Source organism: Exiguobacterium oxidotolerans JCM 12280, assembly GCF_000702625.1.
Lineage (GTDB): Bacteria > Bacillota > Bacilli > Exiguobacteriales > Exiguobacteriaceae > Exiguobacterium_A > Exiguobacterium_A oxidotolerans.
In genome coordinates, this window is record NZ_JNIS01000001.1 from 2,260,220 (window position 1) to 2,278,239 (window position 18,020).

An 18,020-nucleotide genomic window follows, 5' to 3' on the forward strand; every position below is an offset into this window, starting at 1 on the left:
AGAGAATGGCAACGAAAATTAAACTAAATGTTGGAGAAATCCGCTCCGTCACGTGTCTACGGATGGGAATCAATGGCGAGGGGATTGCGACACTCGAACGACAAATCGTGTTCATTCCGGGATTACTCGTCGGAGAAACAGCACAGATTGAAATCACGGAAGTCCACGACAATTTCGCAAATGCAAAACTCGTCAAACGTGATGACCGTTCGCCGGACCGTGTCACACCACTCTGCCCGATCTACAGTCAGTGCGGCGGATGCCAGCTTCAACATATGAGCTACGCGGGACAACTCCGTTACAAAGAAGAAATGTTACGAAATGCATTCTCGAAATCAACGAAGTTGAACATCGAAAAGGCAGACATCCGTTCAACAATCGGGACAAAAGAATGGGAATACCGCAACAAATCGCAATTCGCGGTCGGAAAAGAAGGCAATCAAATCGTCAGTGGTTTGTATTCAGCGAATTCAAATCGTCTTGTCGCGATTGATGATTGCATCGTCCAAAATAAAGAAACGTTACGCGTCAACAATGCCGTGACGAAGTTATTGAACGACTACAATGTACCGGTCTATAATTCTGCGAAACAAGATGGTGTCATTCGTAACATCGTCGTCCGGACAGGAATCAAAACAGGTGAGATTCAAGTCGTCCTTGTCGCGTTCAAAGATGGATTTAAAGATCTCGAAGGACTATCACGTGATATTCACAATATTCCGGGTGTCATCTCGGTCGCGTTAAACATCAATGACAAACTAACGTCACGTGTCTTCGGAGAAGAAACCGAAGTTCTTCGTGGTGTCGAAAAGATTGAAGAGCAGATGGGTGAATTCACGTATCAACTTTCACCACGTGCCTTCTTCCAATTGAATCCGGAACAAGCAGAACGGATGTATGAAGAAGTCGTTCGGGCAGCGGCGCTGACGGGTGAAGAACGTGTCGTCGATGCGTATGCTGGAGTAGGATCGATTGGTCTTTGGATTGCAAAAGGAGCAAAAGAAGTCCGCGGTATGGAAATCATTGAAGAAGCGGTTGAAGATGCGAATGCACACATGAAGCAATATGGTTTCAATCATGCCCAGTACGTCGTCGGGAAAGCAGAAGCTTGGATTCCGCGTTGGGTCAAAGAAGGCTGGATTCCGGATGTCTTCATCGTCGACCCACCACGGTCAGGTTGTGATACACAACTATTGAATGCGATGATCTCGTCAAAAGCTAAAAAAATCGTCTACGTTTCGTGTAATCCACAGTCGCTTGCCCGCGATTGCGACCACTTGATGAAGGCCGGTTATAAAGTGAGTTACATTCAACCATACGATATGTTCCCACAAACGGCACATGTCGAAGCAATCGTCGTCCTCGAGAAAAAGAAAAAGAAAAAGTTCTAAATACGCTGAACGCCGCCTTCTTGAAGTGAATCAAGAAGACGGCGTTTTTTGTTTGGATCGATATTGTTTGTAGACGTGGTGAGCCGCATAGAGAACGATGACGACACCGACGACAACCCACTGGATTGCCGCATCGCTTCCGATGAACCAGCTGACGCTCGCGACCTCGATGAAGAGAGCGGGAATCTTGCCGAGGGTACTTGCGATGAAAAAAATGAGCGGCGATACACGACTTGTCGCACTCAGCAACGTGACGAGACCGGACGGAATGAACGGCAAGACACGCAGTAAAACGATCAGCCAAAACGCATCACGTCCGTTTGTTTCAGCGAGCCGGTCGGTCCACTTTCGAACGCGGATCGAGTCAATCTTTGGTGTAAGGCGACGGACGCCGAACCGGTACAAGTAAAAAGCGATGAGTGCACCAAAGGCCTCACCTAGGAAGGATAACAAAAACCCTTCCCAGTAACCGAAGTAAAGCACGTTCGCCGCGGTGACGAAAGCACTCGGTAAGAAACCAAAAATGCTGACGATGAAGCTGACGAGCAAGCTGATCAGAACCGCGAAATGGTCCGCACCCTGAAGTAAATCAAGTAACTGAGCTTCGATGAAGAAACCCTCCTTTTAAGCAAAAACTTCTGAAGTCCATCGTAAAAACAGCTGACCTTTTTGTTATGCAAATCCATCATCTTCATCCGGCAAGAGGGGAAGCGTAATCGTGACGGTAGTACCTTGTCCGATCTCTGACGTAAAGGCAAGCGTCCCATCGTGGCGATCGATGATGTGCTTCGTGATCGCGAGGCCAAGACCGGTCCCGCCATCTTTACGTGTCCGCGACTTGTCGACACGATAAAAACGTTTCGTCAAACGCTCTAAATGTTCAGTGGGAATTCCTTCCCCTTCATCGCGGATCGTACAAATGGTCAAATCGCCATCCGTTTTCGTCGTCAAGTAAATTGAACGGTCAGACGGTGTATAACGAAGGGCGTTGTCAATCAGGTTTCCGATGACTTGCTCTAACCGGTCATTGTCACCGAGGACAATTTGACTCGGATCAAAGTCTGTCACGAGTTGAATCCCTTTTGCTTGCGCGATTGGCGCCATCCGGTAGACAACATCTTCAAGGACTTGGCTGAAGACGAGCGGTTGTTTCGTCATCGGATACGAATCGCGTTCAAGCTGCGCGAGGTCGAGTAAATCGTTGACGAGACGCTGCAGACGTTCCGTCTCCCGTTCGATGATTTGATAATATTGATCGCGTGTTTTCGTGTCTAAATGTTCATCTTGCATCATTTCCGTATATCCGCGGATATAGGACAAGGGCGTCCGGAGTTCATGGCTGACATTCGCGAGGAACTCTTTTCGTTGTTCGTCGACCTCACCAAGTGATTCTGCCATTTTGTTCAGTGTTTCGGCAAGCTCCCCGATTTCATCATCCGATTGAATCGGAATCCGGTAATCAAAATCACCTTGGGCATAGACCGTCGAGGCCCGTTTCATATCAATCAATGGACGAATGATCGTATCGATGATTTGGCGTCCGAAGATGACGAGGTTGAGGACGATTAAACCAATCATGAAGAAAATCATCAGCCGCAACGGACGGAACGGTTCACTGATTTGTCCGAGCTCAAGGTAGAGGATCAACGTCCCGACTAGCCGATTGTTTTCGATGATTGGAAATCCTGTCATCAAAATATCGCTGCCTTCAATCGGGTGCGTCCGGCTCGAGACGACCGTTTGGCCATTTCGGAGCTGTTCGATATCTTCGTTCGTCAAGAAACGCAGTCCACCGGGATTCTCTTGTAAGAAATCGATGAAAAAGACTTTTGATTCCGTCAGCTCGTTCGTATAGGTCATTCCGTCATAAAAGGCACCGGACAGTCCTTCCGACTCATAGATGTTAATCAATTTTTCACCACGGTTCAGCAAGATGTCTTCTTGCGTCTGCAGATAAAACCGGTCGTATAGATAAAACGTGAGTAACAAAAAGAGAATCGCCGAAAAGACGCTCGTGAACCAAATCGTGATCCAAATCCGTTTTCGGATCGTGTAACGTTTAATCATACTTCCTCGAATTTATAGCCGATGCCCCAGACCGTTTGAATGGCGCCGCCAGCTTCACCGAGTTTCAGACGAAGTGTTTTGATATGTGTATCGACCGTCCGTAAGTTTCCGATATAATCGGCTCCCCAAATTTGGTCGAGTAGTTGCTCACGAGAAAAAACTTTATCGTTATGTTGGACAAACAAGTGCAACAAGTCAAATTCTTTTCGTGTCAGGCTGACTGGTTTACCGCTGACGTGGACGCTTCGGCTTTCTGTATCGAGTTCGAGTTTGCCGATTGATAGTGACGCGGATTGATCGACAGCGAAACGGTGCGACCGACGGAGCGTCGCTTCGATTCGGGCAAGGAGTTCCCGTGGGCTAAAGGGTTTCGTGATGTAGTCATCAGCACCGATTTTTAAACCATGGATCCGGTCGAGTTCGTCCGAACGAGCCGTCAACATGATGATCGGGACATTTGAAAATTCGCGAATCCGCATGCATGCCGTCAGTCCATCCATTTCAGGCATCATCACATCAAGTAAAATGAGATGGAAGGTATCCTGTTGAATTTTATCGATTGCTTCTTGTCCGTTCGTCGCAGTTGTCGTGACGTAAGCTTCTTTTTCAAGATTTGATACGAGTAAATCGCGCATCTGTGCTTCATCATCGACGACGAGTATTTTAAACTGTTCTGCCATTCAAATCGCTCCTCATTCATCCGGGAAACGGGATTTGACCCCAGTTGACCGGTGAGTTTTTTTTAATCATACCATTTGAGCGTTTCACGCCGCATCAAAAGTACGACAAAAAAAGCACGAGTGGGCAATGCCACTCATGCTTCGAGTTGTTGTTCGTAGACCGTTTCGAGTTCGCGACCATGAATGTACATGTGGAAACTCGACTTTGATACTTCATACAGCGTGAACTGGGTCTCGCCTGTATTCAATTGTTCGAGTAACGTCGGACGGAGTTCATCCGCACAAAAGGCATAAGGCAATTTTTCTGCTGCTTTTTGTGAACGGATATTCGTCTGACGAATCTTCATAAAGACACTCTCGAAACCGAGCTCGAAAAACAGCTCAGAAAAGAAGGCTTCTTTTGCGAGATTGTTATACCCTTTTCCGTGATACGGTTTACCTAACCATGTACCGAGAAAACCATAATGTCCTTCGATATCGAGTAAACTGATTGTACCGATTGGTTGATCGAATTCATCCAGGATTGTACGTGAGACAAGTTCACCACGCTCTTCCTCTTCGATTGCCTGCTTTGTAGTAAACAGAAATTCATCAAAGTACCGTGTTTTTTGGCGGACGTACGGATATACGTCTTGATGCTGCATCAGTTCGAACAAATCAGCGCAGTCGCTCAGCTCCCGTTGCTTGAGCATACTTCCATTCCTCCTTCTTAAGACCGCTAGAATGATTGTCGAAAGCTACCTGTCTGACTCGTTTGAACCGCGCATGGTATGCCTTCTTCAGTTGTCGGATAAGATAATATTACCTTCTTTTTTTAAAAATGCAAGTAAATAATTTTTGTGAAAAAACATAAAATTTTAAGACAAACTTTGCAAACGAAATTGACTGTTTTTCACATAGAAAAAAGCCTTTGATTTTCAACGGTTTAGCGTTAAAATCAAAGGCTGATTTTTTAAGACATTGAGGTTAAATGCGTGTGTTCAAAAATGACTTTTCCGTCAATCATCGTCATGAGCGGTTTTGCTAAATAATCGAGTGGGAAATGGCTCCATAAAACTAAATCAGCATCTTTTCCGACTTCAATCGATCCGACATGATCCGATACCCCAAGCGAACGAGCTGGATTAATCGTGATGGCACGGAGAGCGATGTCGACGGGTAAGCCTTCACGAGCGGCGAGTCCTGCGCACAAATTCAAGTACTGGACAGGCGTGTACGGATGATCGGTCGTGATTGAGACTTCGAGACCATGTTCGTGGAGAACACGATACGTCTCCCATGTCTTATTTTTAAGCTCGATTTTTGATTTACGGGTAAAGGTTGGTCCGACGGTCACGTGTTCAATCGGCAATTGTTGTAATTTTTTTGCGACAAGATGACCTTCCGTACAGTGTTCGATCCGGACATCGAGATTAAATTCTTCAGCGAAGCGGATCGCCGATAGGATGTCATCCGCCCGGTGTGCATGGACGCGAAGTGGCATCTCTTTATTCAGGACGCGTTCAATCATTCGGTGAGCGAACGTATCTGCCGTCCGTTGCATCTTCACTTCGAGGAACGCTTCACGGAGCATGCCCATGATGCCCATCCGAGTTAGTTCTCCTGCACGTCCAGCACTGTGAACACGTTTCGGGTTTTCACCAAGCGCAATCTTCAGGCCGGCATATTTCCGTAAAATCATATCATCGATAAAGCGTCCGTGCGTTTTGATGACACTCGTTACACCACCGATGATGTTCATGCTGCCCGGCATGACTTGGACGGTCGTTACACCATGTTCAATCGCTTCCTTGAATCCTTCATCTAACGGATAGACGCCGTCAATCGCACGCAGGTGCGGTGTCATTGCGAAAATCGTTTCGTTGGCGTCATTTCCGACCGTTCCTGTTCCTTCGTCATAAAGCCCGAGATGGGTATGGGCGTCGATGAAGCCTGGCAATAAAAAGCGTCCTTCGGCTTCGATGACACGTTCGTTGTCTTGAACGTCGAGTAACTCGTGGATTTCGTGGATTTTACCGTCTTTGATGCGAATATCACCATAAAAACTATCTGCTGTGATCGGGAAAATATGTGCATTGCGTATTAATACGTTCAACTTTTCGTCAGCCCCTGTGTTAGTTTGTCTGCTCTAAGTTGCTTAGTGCATCCTTTAGTTCAGCATACCGAAACTTGAACCCATTTTCGAGTGCTTTTTTCGGAATGACGCGTGCTCCTTCGAGGACGATGACGCTTTTTTCGCCGAGTGCGAGTTCGAGAGCAAAGCGCGGAGCCGGTAACCAGTGGGGGCGATGTAACGTTTTTCCGATCGTTTTTCCGAACTGACGCATCGTTTCTGGATGCGGCGCCGTGATGTTAAGCGGACCAGTGAGTTGATTTGTTGTAAGGGCAAAGATAAATAATTCAACGAGGTCGTCGATATGAACCCAAGAGACCCATTGTTTTCCGTCGCCCATCGTCCCGCCGCCGAAAAGCTTGTAGGGAAGGCGCATCAATGGATAGGCTCCGCCTTCTTTACTAAGGACGACACCGATCCGCGGATGGACGAGCCGAATCCCGAGGTCAGCGATGGGTTGGGCTAACGCTTCCCACTTGACGCAGACTTGACTGAGGAAGTCACTTGTCGGCGGGAGTGGCTGTTCCTCCGTGAATGTCTGGTGCCGGTCTTGTCCATAGATGCCGACAGCGGAAGCGGAGAGGACGACAGCCGGTTTCGTTTTTAATGCCTGATTGATGCGGACTAATTCCTTCGTCGAATCAATCCGGCTTTGCAGAATCGTTTGTTTCCGTTCTTCCGTCCAGCGACCATCATTGATGGAAGCGCCAGCCAGGTGGATAAAGGCATCGACTCCTTCGAGCTGATGTTCTGGAGCGGCGGACGACGTCAACCACTCAACGTAAGTAGTGTGTTCTGTGTTGTCTTGTACGGACCGGGTCAAAATAAAGATATGATGGCCTTCTGCAATCAGTCGTTTTGAGAGCGCCTGCCCAATCATTCCTGTCCCACCTGTAATCGCAATCTTCATCTGTATCATCCCTTTCAGCAATCTTGTACATATGTTCCCGTTTGTCAGTTTCGCTCAAACATAAGGAAGCATGTTATCGTTAAGTATTCAGTTTTATGTAGGAGGATACCCCCTTGAAGATTAAACGGATTTCGACACAAAAGAAAAATAATGAGCGGTTTAATATCTATATCGAACGGGATGGAAAAGAAGAGTATGCGTTTGCTGTCGATGTCGACATTTTAATCAAATATAACCTTGAGCGCGATAAGGAGATTGATGACGACTTCGTCAAGGAAGTGTTGACGGCGGAAGAAGAACAAAAAGCTTACCGGTTGTCGTTGAACCACTTGTCTTACCGGATGCGGGCGACGAGCGAGGTCGAAACGCACTTGATCGAAAAGGAGATGCCGGAACACGCAATCAAACATGCGATTCAGCGCCTGACGGAACAAAAGTACATCGATGATCAACAGTTTGCCCTTGCCTATACGGCGACGAAAAAAGCGACGACCCCTCAAGGACCGGGTCGAATCCGGCGTGATTTAGCGGCGTTGAAGATAAAAAAAGAGTTCATCGATGAAGCGTTACGACAGTTCACGGAAGAAGAAGAGCTAGAGAAGGTCGTCAAGTTCTTGCGCCAAAAACAAAAGGAATTAGCACGGCGTTCGGTCCGAGAGTTGAAACAGAAACTGCAGCAAACCCTGATGCAACGTGGGTTTTCGTCAGAAGTGACGCAACAAGGGTTTCAAATCGTCTTTGAGGAAGTCGAAGTCGACGCGGAAGAAGAGGCGGCGCTCTATCAGGCGCGAAAATATTATCCGAAATATCATAAGCTCGACCCCTTCGCCCGTGAGCAAAAAACGAAGCAAGCCCTCGTCCGAAAAGGGTTTCCCTATGCTGTCGTAGCGAGTGTCATTGAACAGGTCAAGCAAGAAGAGGAAGAAGGAATTTGACGAGAGTCGCTCCTTCCAAAAAGACTGAAAAATCATTTCCCTGAAAATCAAGATGGAAAATTGACAATTGTTCGACAATTGTGCTATTCTACGCTCAGATTAAGAAAAGGAGGAACCGTCACATGAAAAAGCAACTTGTTATCTCATCTGTTATTGGCCAGTTGAATATGGCGGAGACTCTCGAACTCGTATAAACACTCATTTAGTGTGCGATTGACAGGGAATCCGTTCCCCGAGCGCGCAGACCATATTTTTGATTCATATCGTCTTTTCAAGGCATAGTGATTCTCGGACTGCTTCCGGAAATCAGTATGCCTTTTTTGTGCGTTCGGAAAAAAAGAACATCATTACATGACGCAAAGGGGGGAACCATCGTGCGATTATTTCGCCAACTCAGTTGGTTTCTAAAAGAACACAAAACATCTTATTTGATTGCCGTCGTACTTTTGATCATCACCGGTTTCATTGATTTGACACCGCCGTGGCTGATTGGAAAGGTGATCGACGGGTTACGGTCCGGATCGATGGACCGGACGACGCTGATTCAATATGTCGTCGGACTGCTCGTAATTTCGGTCGCTTCGTTTATTTTGACGTATCTATGGCTCGCGAAATTGTTCGGGACGGCATTTTTACTCGAACGGACATTACGTAGCCGATTCTTTACACATTTATTGAAATTGACGCCGACCTTCTATCAAAAGAACCGGACGGGAGATTTGATGGCGCTCGCGACGAATGACTTAAAAGCGGTCGAACGAACAGCCGGGTTTGGTGTGTTGACGCTCGTCGATTCGTTGAATATGACGGCGATCACGCTCGTCGTGATGGGGGTTGCGATTGATTGGAAATTGACGCTTGCAGCACTCCTACCGATGCCGCTCCTCGCGTATGCGATGAACAAGCTCGGAAGTCAAATTCATGGACGCTTCATCGTTGCCCAAGATGCGTTTGGGACAATGAATGATCAGGTCGTCGAATCGATTTCCGGACTGCGGGTCATTCGCTCATTCGTCCAAGAAGAAATCGATGTCAAAAAATTTGATGACACGACGACGGATGTCTTTGAAAAAAACATGCATGTCGCAAAAATTGACGTCTTATTTGAACCAATCATCAAATTATTAGTCGGGATCAGCTATTTAATTGGTCTATCGTTTGGGACGTACCTTGTCTTTACGAACGATATTACGCTCGGCCAGCTTGTCGCGTTCAATATTTACCTCGGGATGTTGATTTGGCCTATGTATGCATTCGGAGAACTGATCAACGTCATCCAGCGTGGAACAGCAAGTCTCGACCGGTTAGAAGCGACGATGCGTGTCAAGCCGTTGATTGCATCGACACCGAAAGTCGAAGTCGTGCGGCCGGAAGTGATTACTCTGACTAACTTGACGTTCACGTATCCGGAGACGAATCATCCGTCGTTACACGGGATTGATTTGACGATCAAACACGGACAGACGATTGGAATCGTCGGTCCGACTGGATCAGGGAAAACAACGCTCTTACGCCAATTTTTACGTGAGTATCCGATTGGACGAGACATGTTGAAAGTAAATGGAACACCCTATGAAGATGTCGCACTGGAGACCGTCCGTGGGTGGACGGGCTATGTCTCGCAAGAGCATTTACTCTTCTCAAAATCCGTCCGCGATAACATCTTGTTCGGGGCGGGTGAGGCGACTGAAGCTGAATTGCAAGAAGCGATTCGTTTAGCGGCCTTTACGACGGATATTGAGACGCTCGACCAAGGATTACAAACGATGGTCGGAGAACGGGGTGTCACGCTTTCCGGAGGTCAGAAACAACGGTTATCGATCGCGCGGGCGATGTTGAAGAAACCGGAGTTGTTACTGCTCGACGACTCGTTGTCAGCAGTCGACGCGAAAACGGAATCACAAATCATCGACGCGATCCGGACGAACCGTCATCAGTCAACGACCTTGATTGTTGCGCACCGGTTGTCTGCTGTCGCGCATGCCGATGAAATTCTTGTCTTACAAGACGGTGTGATTAGTGAACGGGGAACGCATGAGCAGCTGATGGAACGACGTGGCTGGTATGCGGAACAATTCGAACGACAAAGTGAAGAAACGTAAGGCAGGAGGTGTTGAAATTGACTGAACAAGAAAATTATTTACTCGATCCCGTCAGACGGAAGACGACGATTCGTTCACTCGTCCGCTATGCGATGCACGAGAAACGTGCGATCTTTCTCGGGCTTTTCCTGCTCATTTTAGCGGTCGGAGCCGAACTGACAGGACCTTATATCGCAAAAATCATCATCGACGAACACATCGTCGCCATTGAAAAAGATTGGGTGGAAGTCGAATCGGGCGGGACGGTCAGTTATGACGGACGACGTTTTGCGAAGTCGCAAGATGTTCCGAAATCGGCGATCATCGGTCCGATCTCGATCGTCCAGTCGAAAGCGGGGTATTATTTCGTCCCGGAACAAGTCGTCAGCGGGGGCGAACGACAAGTCGCTGGAGACACGTTAACTGTCACGCGGGGAGAGGAAACGTTTCGTTACGCCGGTGTCGAAAAATTAACGCAAGGACAAGTCTATGACTTTTATGCTTCGGACTTAAAGGCGATTGGTTGGTTATCGCTCTTTTATATCATTTTGCTGTTGATTGCAGCGGGCCTGAACTGGGTCCAACAAATCTTATTGCAACGCTCAGCGCATAAAATCGTTAAACGGATGCGGCTTGATGTCTTTTCCCATCTGCAACGCTTGCCGGTCCGTTACTTCGATCAGACACCGATTGGTAAAATCGTCAGTCGTGTCACGAACGATACGGAGACGATCCGGGATCTCTACCTCGGTGTCCTGGCGCGTGTGTTCTCAGGCATCATCACGATGGCAGGGATTCTCGTTGCGATGTTCTTCCTAGACGTCCGGCTGGGTCTCGTTTCCTTAGCCATCATCCCGATCGTTTATTTTTGGATTCAACTGTTCCAAAAACTGGCGACGGAAAACAACTTCAAAGTCCGGGCACTCGTCGCGGATATGAACGGACAATTGAATGAAAACATCCAGACGATGCCGATCATTCAGTCATACGCCCGTGAAGCGGAAGTGCTCGCTGAATTTGAACAGAAAAATGAAGAGAACTATCAGACCCGTGCGAAACTGTTGCGGCTCGATGCGTTGATGTCACATAACTTATCGTATTTCTTAAAAAACTTGACGCTCGCCTTATTGATTTGGGTCGTCGCCGGTCAAAGTTTAACGAACGGGACATTTTTATCGCTTGGGATTCTCTATGCCTACATTGATTATGTGTCTCGTTTATTTGAACCGGTCACACAAATCATGAACCAACTGTCACCGCTCCAACAAGCACTCGTCTCAGCCGACCGGATGTTCCAGTTGCTCGACGAAAAAGGTGAACCGGTCGAACAAGGTCGGATTCCCCGTTTCGCAGGACGCGTCGAGTTTAAAGACGTCGGATTCAGCTACGAGGAAGGTTATCCGGTTTTACGTCAAATCGAGATTGAGGCACGCCCTGGTGCGACCATCGCCCTCGTCGGGCATACGGGGAGCGGGAAAAGCTCAATCATGAACCTGTTGATGCGTTTTTATGATCCTTCGTCCGGTCAACTCTTGATTGACGGACAAGATGTTACGACGTTACCGAAACAAGCGGTCCGTGACCATATGGGGATCGTCTTACAAGATCCGTTCTTGTTTACAGGAACGATTCGTTCGAACATTACACTGGATAATCCATTGATTTCGGAAGAACGTGTCCGCCAGGCAATCGTTGCCGTCGGAGCAGACCGCTTCATCGATCGACTTCCGCGTGGCTTAGACGAACCGGTCATCGAAAAAGGCGCGACCTTGTCTGCGGGGGAACGGCAATTAATCAGTTTTGCCCGTGCGCTTGCCTTTGATCCCGCGATTCTCGTTCTTGACGAAGCGACGGCAAGTGTCGATTCCGAGACGGAAGCGATGATTCAAGAAGCCTTGCTGACGTTGACGAAAGGACGGACGACCTTCATCATCGCCCACCGGTTGTCGACGATTAAAGATGCCGATGAAATCATCGTCCTCGATCACGGTCAAATCATGGAGCGTGGTACACATGACGTGCTCTTGTCGGAAAAAGGGATTTACGCGAAGATGTACGCCCTTCAAAGCAAACGGAATCTTGAACTGAAATCAAGCTAACGCTATGATATGACTCTTCCTTTTCGTATATACTAATGACGAAGAGGGGGAGTTTTTTGATGGAAACACGGATGAGTCAATTATCGAAATACGAATTAGAAATGCTCGTCACGAAACTTAGCGAGCAAAAAAGAAAAGCGGAGCAGCACGGGAACATGAGTGAAGTCGAAGTCGTCATTCGGAAAATCGCGATGGCACAAAGTTATCTCGTCGATGCAAGTCAGTTCGAAACCGGACAACTTTACCAAGTCGAAGGGGAAGAGGCGGCATTCGAATTACATTTCGTCAACGGTGTCATGGGTTGGGGGCATTTTGAAGGAACCGTCAACGAAGTCGCGATTCCACTCGCGCTGATTCATTCTGAGGAGGGAAAATGATGGAAGAAAACCGCACAGCGGCATTAGAGCAACTAGCAGGAGAATTACAAGCCGTCAATCCGGTATTAACGCCAATCGAGGCATTGACATGGGTCGAAGTTCTTTGGGAAGATTTTGAGGCGACGCTTGCCCGGGCAGGCGAAAAATATCAAGGTGAGGCTGTCGCCGTCCGGTTCGTTGAGCAACAAATCAAACAACATGGCGCGATGTTGCACCGCTTCAATACATCGAATGAAAAGTTTAAGCACTTGATGCTTGGGCGCGACGTCCAGTAAATGAACAGAAAAAGACTCCCTGTCTTGGTCAATTGACCACGGACACGGAGTTTTTGTTTATAAAGCAGGGATAATCAGTTTCTTTTGCAGCGTCCGTTCGCTAAAGACCCAACCCGTATAGGAACTGACGATTTGTTGGGACGCCTCGTCGATTCGGACGACGGCAACGAATGGGTAGACATCTTTTGTGAAATACCGTAAGTTCGTGAAACGATATTCGACGATGCCGTCTTTTCGGGATACCGTATACGTGTGGATTTTTGAGAAGGCGAGGAAAGCTTTCAAGTCCTCATTTTGTTTGACGACTTCATAGAGTGAATCCCCATGCGGTTCCTCTTTGATGCGGAAGTTTCCGCATTCGACGACGACACCAGAGTTGATTTTGACGACGGAATAGTCGTCGCGCAGTCGTGCTGCGACGTGCCACTCGTCCCACTTCATTCCGGGTGAGATGAATAACTTGTGGGCCCCGCCATAGTAACGGGCTGCCGTCGCCAGGGCGTCATTTCGGAGTTTGAACTGCACGGCGTAATAAATCGCGACGATGACGATTAAAATCGGGAAAATGACGAGGGTCGCACGCGTCAGGACCCAGATTCCGAAAGCGCCGTAATACATCGTGAATAAATACGGATCAAACGTATTGATGACACCCCAACCAATCCAGGTCTGTTTGAAGGGGTGCAGAGCTTGTGTGCCATAGGCGTTAAACAGATCGACGAAGACATGAAGGGCGACAGCGATCTGCGCCATCAGCCATAATGAAGTAGGTGGTACGCCGAATAAGGTGCCGATGACGATTGATAAGAGTAACGGCCAAGCGAGAAGGGCAATCAACCCATGGGATTTTCCACGGTGTTGCGTCAAGTAAGCACCGTTCCCCTTGAATTTAAAAACCGTGTCAAAGTCGGGGGCGTGCGATCCGACTAAGGCAGTGGTCGTGACGGCAGCAAAGAGTGTTGCGCTTGCTGCGACATCCGGTTCAAGTGTTGCGATGGCGGCGAGACAAAGTCCCATTCCGATATGTGTACCAGTATCCAATGCGAATTCGCTCCTCTAAAAGTAGTAATGGTACGGATAAACAAACAAACAAGTGTAAGCGTTCCGGGTAATTTTCATTCACTATAACGTATTTTTGTAGAAAAGAGGTAGACATTTGATTTCCGTTCAAGAATATTTCATAAACTTTAACAAACGAACGTTCACAACCGAATTGGTCGCATGGTTTTTACGTGAACAACGCCAGTTACCATGGCGAGAAACTAAAAATCCTTACCACATTTGGATTAGTGAAATCATGTTACAACAGACGCGTGTCGATACCGTCATCCCTTATTATAACCGCTTCACAGACCGTTTTCCGACGCCGCACGACCTAGCGGCGGCAGAGCAAAGCGAAGTCTTAAAATACTGGGAAGGCTTAGGATACTATTCCCGTGTTAAGAATCTTCAAATCGCCGTTCAAGAAGTTGTTGAAAAATATGGCGGAATTGTTCCGGACGAAAAAGAAATTTTTGAAAGCTTACGTGGTGTCGGACCGTATACGACGGGAGCAGTCCTGTCAATTGCTTACGGTCAGGCGGAACCGGCAGTCGACGGAAATGTCATGCGCGTCTTATCGCGGGTGCTCGGGATTTATGAAGACATCGCCGCACCGAAAACACGGAAACTGTTCGAAGCAGCGGTCCATGAACTGATTGATTCAGCCGATCCTTCGAGTTTCAACCAAGGCTTGATGGAGCTCGGGGCAATCGTCTGTACACCGAAGTCTCCGATGTGTGGGTTATGTCCCGTCAATGACGTCTGTTTTGCCTACGAGCGAAATGCCCAAGGTGAGTTACCGGTCAAAACAAAAAAAGGAAAAACGCAGACGATTCAATACGACGCCCTCGTCTACGAAGAAGCTGGGAAGGTTGCGGTCGAACAGCGACCGGATACAGGACTACTCGCGGGTATGTGGCAATATCCGTTAGTCGAATCGACGGAAGATAGACGTGGAACGTACGTCGGAAACATCAAACACATCTTTTCACACCGGATTTGGGAAGTCAGTATTTACCGCGTCACGACTCAACCGGAAGGAACGGTACTGATGGATGAAGCGACGTACGTCAAGCAGCCAATATCAGTCGCACAAATGAAAATCGATCGTCTATTAAAGGAGGAGACTAAATGAATACATTTCGTACGGAAACGAAAGTAACGGCGACGTTAGAGGAGGCTTGGACGTTTTTAGGTGATGCGAAAGCATTAACGGGAATGACGGTTTTCCCGAAAGTGAAAACGATTGGTGATACGCGGACAATCGCCGGAAACACGATTCAGCTTAAAGTCGGTCTTCCGCCCATTTTCGTCGAGTGGGAGTCACTGATTCCGATTGTCGGTCAACATGCTTTCGTTGATGTAGGGGTCAACGTCCCGTTCCCGTTCGTTGCTTGGTGTCATCTTCATCGTGTCGAACAACGTCCGGACGGGGTCTACATGATTGATGAATTACTCTATAAATCTTATTTTCCGAAAATGATTGTCGATCTACTGATTCTCAAACCGATGTTCGATCAACGGAAACGCGCGATTTTAGACTACTTTAGTTAATAAATCATAGTCATTTTTCTGAAAAAGTACCCTTTCGTTTTTCATGTGTTCTGAAAATGGGTATAATAAGCACGAGAGTATAGAAAAATTGAATAAAAAAGCTTCAGAAAGGAGTAGCACATGAGTCGATTCCCAAAAGAAGGTAGCAAGATTGAGATTCAAAGTTTCAAACATAATGGTAGCTTACACAGAGTTTGGGAAGAAACGCTCGTGCTTAAATCGACGGAAGAAGAATTGATTGGATTCAATGATCGAATCATGGTCAGTGAATCGGATGGTCGTCAGTGGCGGACACGCGAACCCGCGATTTGTTATTTTTCGACAGAACTCTGGTTTAACGTAATCTGTATGATTCGAGAGGATGGAATCTACTATTACTGTAACCTAGGGTCACCTTCGACGTTTGATGAAAAGGATCGAGCAGTCAAGTACATTGATTATGATTTAGACATTAAGGTGTATCCGGACATGTCGTATATGATTTTGGATGAGGATGAGTACGAGAAACATCGCCGGGAAATGAATTATCCGAAAGCGATTGATCGTATCCTGAAGGACAACGTCCAGATTTTAATCCAGTGGATTCGAAGTCGGAAAGGTCCGTTCAATCCGGCATTCGTTGAAACGTGGTATCGTGAATATGAAACAAGATATCGGAGATGATGGTTCGCCATCGTCTTTTTTTAATTGAAGGAAGTGAATCATCATGGGTAAGGAAACTCAACAACAGAAAAATAAGGCGCCAGGTTCGATTCGTCGCTACATGCAGTTCGTCAAGCCGTACAAAAAACAAATCCTCTTGACGGTGTTCGTCGGGATCATCAAGTTTTCGATTCCGCTCGGATTACCGTTACTGTATAAGTACATCATCGATAACCTCCTGACCGATAATACGGTACCGCTTGCAGAGCGGAGTAAGGAACTGGCGTATTTGATTGGAGCGGGCTTCTTCGTCTTCCTCGTCGTCAAACCACCACTTGAATTCGTCCGTCAGTATTTAGCACAGTGGTCGGCGTCGAAAATTTTGTTCGACGTACGGAATAATTTGTTTGATCATGTTCAGAAATTATCACTTCGGTTTTATTCAAATACGAAAACCGGCGAAGTCATCTCCCGAATCATCAACGATGTCGAACAAACAAAAGATTTTGTTGTAACGGGTTTGATGAACTTATGGCTCGATATGATTACGATCTTTATTGCGATTGCCATCATGTGGACGATCAATCCGAAGCTGACGCTCGTCGCAATCATTCCACTGCCGTTTTATGCCTTTGCCGTGAAGTTCTTTTATGGACGGCTCCGCAGTTTGACGCGCGATCGCTCAGCAGCACTTGCGGAACTCCAAGGACATTTGACGGAGCGGGTCAACGGAATGGCAGTTATCCGCAGTTTCGCCCTTGAACCACATGAAAACAAAGCGTTCAAAGGTCAAAATGATGGTTTCTTAAAAGCGGCACTTCGTCAGACGAACTGGAATGCACGGACCTACGTCGTCGTTTCGACGATTACCGATTTTGCACCGATTTTGATTTTTGGTACGGCTGCCTTTTTTGTCTTGAACGAACAGGTGACAATCGGGACGATGGTTGCTTTCATCGGTTATATCGACCGTCTCTATGCACCACTCGGTCGACTCGTCAACTCATCAACGACGTTGACACAGTCGATTGCTTCGATGGACCGAATGTTTGAATTCTTAGACGAACCGTATGATATTACGGAAAAAGCACATGCGAAAGATCCGGTCGCTGTTAAAGGAAACGTCCAGTTCGAAGACATCAGCTTCTCTTATGAAGAAGATGGCGAACTGGCGATCAACCGGTTGACGCTCGACGTCCAGGCCGGGGAACGAATCGCCTTCGTCGGGATGTCAGGTGGAGGGAAATCGACACTCGTCAGTCTGATTCCTCGTTTTTACGATGTCTCATCCGGACGGATTACGCTTGACGGCGTTGACATTCGTGATTTGAAGTTACGCGGTCTGCGTGACCAAATCGGGATGGTCATGCAAGAATCGATTCTCTTTAGCGAATCGGTCGAAATGAACATCAAGATGGGAAATCCGGAAGCAACGGAAGAGGAAGTGATTGCTGCTGCGAAAGCGGCGAATGCACACGAGTTCATTGAACGGCTGCCGCAAGGGTACAAGACGGCGGTCGGAGAACGAGGCGTTAAGTTATCAGGAGGACAGAAGCAACGCTTGGCGATTGCCCGTGTCTTCTTGAAGAACCCACCGATTCTCATTCTGGATGAAGCAACGAGTGCACTAGATTTAGAAAGTGAATCGATGATTCAAGATTCGCTTGCCCGTCTCGCGAAAGGACGGACGACGTTCACTGTCGCCCACCGTCTGTCGACGATTACGGATGCTGATAAGATTGTCGTGATTGAAAATGGTCAAATCACGGAACTCGGTCGTCATGAAGAGTTGATGCGCAAACGTGGCGCATATTTCGAACTGTACGCGATTCAGAACCTCGAGCTCGTCGAATGA

Annotated in this window: 17 protein-coding genes; 10 read left to right on the top strand and 7 right to left on the bottom strand. The window is 47.4% G+C overall.

All coding sequences use genetic code 11. The features are described 5' to 3' along the window. Window positions 1-5: 5 nt before the first annotated feature. Window positions 6-1,391, top strand: a complete 1,386-nt coding sequence (gene rlmD, locus P403_RS0111425; protein ID WP_029332766.1) for a 23S rRNA (uracil(1939)-C(5))-methyltransferase RlmD — start codon at window positions 6-8, stop codon at window positions 1,389-1,391. A 30-nt stretch (window positions 1,392-1,421) separates the two neighbouring features. Here the strand turns inward: rlmD and P403_RS0111430 are convergent, their stop codons facing one another. From P403_RS0111430 to P403_RS0111455, 6 genes are all read right to left on the bottom strand, one after another. Further along, window positions 1,422-1,940, bottom strand: coding sequence for a TVP38/TMEM64 family protein (locus tag P403_RS0111430; protein WP_235195203.1), 519 nt, complete (start codon window positions 1,938-1,940; stop codon window positions 1,422-1,424). Between the two features lie 123 nt (window positions 1,941-2,063). Then, window positions 2,064-3,458 carry a sensor histidine kinase gene (locus P403_RS0111435; RefSeq protein ID WP_051667381.1) on the bottom strand — a complete coding sequence of 465 codons (1,395 nt, stop codon included), beginning with the start codon at window positions 3,456-3,458 and terminating at the stop codon, window positions 2,064-2,066. Next, window positions 3,455-4,138: a response regulator transcription factor gene (locus P403_RS0111440; RefSeq protein ID WP_029332769.1), complete on the bottom strand. Its 684-nt coding sequence runs from the start codon at window positions 4,136-4,138 to the stop codon at window positions 3,455-3,457. The genes P403_RS0111435 and P403_RS0111440 overlap by 4 nt, the downstream gene beginning before the upstream one ends. A 134-nt stretch (window positions 4,139-4,272) precedes the next feature. Then, window positions 4,273-4,830 (bottom strand): GNAT family N-acetyltransferase, encoded by a 558-nt coding sequence (locus P403_RS0111445; RefSeq protein ID WP_029332770.1) that lies wholly within the window; start codon window positions 4,828-4,830, stop codon window positions 4,273-4,275. Window positions 4,831-5,090: 260 nt separating this feature from the next. Then, window positions 5,091-6,233, bottom strand: a complete 1,143-nt coding sequence (locus P403_RS0111450; protein ID WP_029332771.1) for an amidohydrolase — start codon at window positions 6,231-6,233, stop codon at window positions 5,091-5,093. Between the two features lie 19 nt (window positions 6,234-6,252). Further along, window positions 6,253-7,161 carry a TIGR01777 family oxidoreductase gene (locus P403_RS0111455; protein WP_029332772.1) on the bottom strand — a complete coding sequence of 303 codons (909 nt, stop codon included), beginning with the start codon at window positions 7,159-7,161 and terminating at the stop codon, window positions 6,253-6,255. Window positions 7,162-7,274: 113 nt separating this feature from the next. On the opposite strand from P403_RS0111455, the gene P403_RS0111460 reads away from it, so the two are divergent. From P403_RS0111460 to P403_RS0111480, 5 genes are all read left to right on the top strand, one after another. After that, window positions 7,275-8,096 carry a RecX family transcriptional regulator gene (locus P403_RS0111460; RefSeq protein ID WP_029332773.1) on the top strand — a complete coding sequence of 274 codons (822 nt, stop codon included), beginning with the start codon at window positions 7,275-7,277 and terminating at the stop codon, window positions 8,094-8,096. 374 nt (window positions 8,097-8,470) lie between these two features. Beyond that, window positions 8,471-10,198, top strand: coding sequence for an ABC transporter ATP-binding protein (locus P403_RS0111465; RefSeq protein WP_029332774.1), 1,728 nt, complete (start codon window positions 8,471-8,473; stop codon window positions 10,196-10,198). A gap of 17 nt (window positions 10,199-10,215) precedes the next feature. Then, window positions 10,216-12,276: an ABC transporter ATP-binding protein gene (locus P403_RS0111470; protein WP_029332775.1), complete on the top strand. Its 2,061-nt coding sequence runs from the start codon at window positions 10,216-10,218 to the stop codon at window positions 12,274-12,276. 59 nt (window positions 12,277-12,335) lie between these two features. Further along, a complete protein-coding gene (locus P403_RS0111475; protein ID WP_029332776.1) occupies window positions 12,336-12,653 on the top strand; it encodes a DUF1811 family protein in 318 nt (105 codons plus the stop codon). Beyond that, on the top strand, window positions 12,653-12,928 hold the full coding sequence (locus P403_RS0111480; protein ID WP_051667383.1) for a YfhJ family protein: 276 nt from the start codon (window positions 12,653-12,655) through the stop codon (window positions 12,926-12,928). The genes P403_RS0111475 and P403_RS0111480 overlap by 1 nt, the downstream gene beginning before the upstream one ends. A gap of 57 nt (window positions 12,929-12,985) precedes the next feature. Here P403_RS0111480 and P403_RS0111485 read toward each other — a convergent pair whose 3' ends face one another. Next, window positions 12,986-13,969: a metal-dependent hydrolase gene (locus tag P403_RS0111485; protein ID WP_029332778.1), complete on the bottom strand. Its 984-nt coding sequence runs from the start codon at window positions 13,967-13,969 to the stop codon at window positions 12,986-12,988. 115 nt (window positions 13,970-14,084) lie between these two features. Here P403_RS0111485 and mutY point away from each other — a divergent pair, with 115 nt between their 5' ends. The 4 genes from mutY to P403_RS0111505 all read left to right on the top strand — a co-directional run bounded on the left by mutY (window position 14,085) and on the right by P403_RS0111505 (window position 18,020). Beyond that, window positions 14,085-15,104 (top strand): A/G-specific adenine glycosylase, encoded by a 1,020-nt coding sequence (gene mutY / locus P403_RS0111490; RefSeq protein ID WP_051667385.1) that lies wholly within the window; start codon window positions 14,085-14,087, stop codon window positions 15,102-15,104. Next, on the top strand, window positions 15,101-15,523 hold the full coding sequence (locus P403_RS0111495; RefSeq protein ID WP_029332780.1) for a hypothetical protein: 423 nt from the start codon (window positions 15,101-15,103) through the stop codon (window positions 15,521-15,523). The genes mutY and P403_RS0111495 overlap by 4 nt, the downstream gene beginning before the upstream one ends. Before the next feature lie 120 nt (window positions 15,524-15,643). Continuing rightward, entirely contained in the window at window positions 15,644-16,186 is a 543-nt protein-coding gene (gene ntdP, locus P403_RS0111500; protein ID WP_029332781.1) for a nucleoside tri-diphosphate phosphatase, read from the top strand. Between the two features lie 43 nt (window positions 16,187-16,229). After that, window positions 16,230-18,020 carry an ABC transporter ATP-binding protein gene (locus P403_RS0111505; RefSeq protein WP_051667387.1) on the top strand — a complete coding sequence of 597 codons (1,791 nt, stop codon included), beginning with the start codon at window positions 16,230-16,232 and terminating at the stop codon, window positions 18,018-18,020.

Coding starts and splice junctions, on each gene's coding strand:
- P403_RS0111440 (WP_029332769.1), bottom strand. CDS start 4,138: ATGGCAGAACAGTTTAAAATACTCGTCGTCGATGATGAAGCACAGATG.
- P403_RS0111495 (WP_029332780.1), top strand. CDS start 15,101: ATGAATACATTTCGTACGGAAACGAAAGTAACGGCGACGTTAGAGGAG.
- P403_RS0111435 (WP_051667381.1), bottom strand. CDS start 3,458: ATGATTAAACGTTACACGATCCGAAAACGGATTTGGATCACGATTTGG.
- P403_RS0111445 (WP_029332770.1), bottom strand. CDS start 4,830: ATGCTCAAGCAACGGGAGCTGAGCGACTGCGCTGATTTGTTCGAACTG.
- P403_RS0111475 (WP_029332776.1), top strand. CDS start 12,336: ATGGAAACACGGATGAGTCAATTATCGAAATACGAATTAGAAATGCTC.
- P403_RS0111455 (WP_029332772.1), bottom strand. CDS start 7,161: ATGAAGATTGCGATTACAGGTGGGACAGGAATGATTGGGCAGGCGCTC.
- P403_RS0111480 (WP_051667383.1), top strand. CDS start 12,653: ATGGAAGAAAACCGCACAGCGGCATTAGAGCAACTAGCAGGAGAATTA.
- P403_RS0111505 (WP_051667387.1), top strand. CDS start 16,230: ATGGGTAAGGAAACTCAACAACAGAAAAATAAGGCGCCAGGTTCGATT.
- ntdP (WP_029332781.1), top strand. CDS start 15,644: ATGAGTCGATTCCCAAAAGAAGGTAGCAAGATTGAGATTCAAAGTTTC.
- rlmD (WP_029332766.1), top strand. CDS start 6: ATGGCAACGAAAATTAAACTAAATGTTGGAGAAATCCGCTCCGTCACG.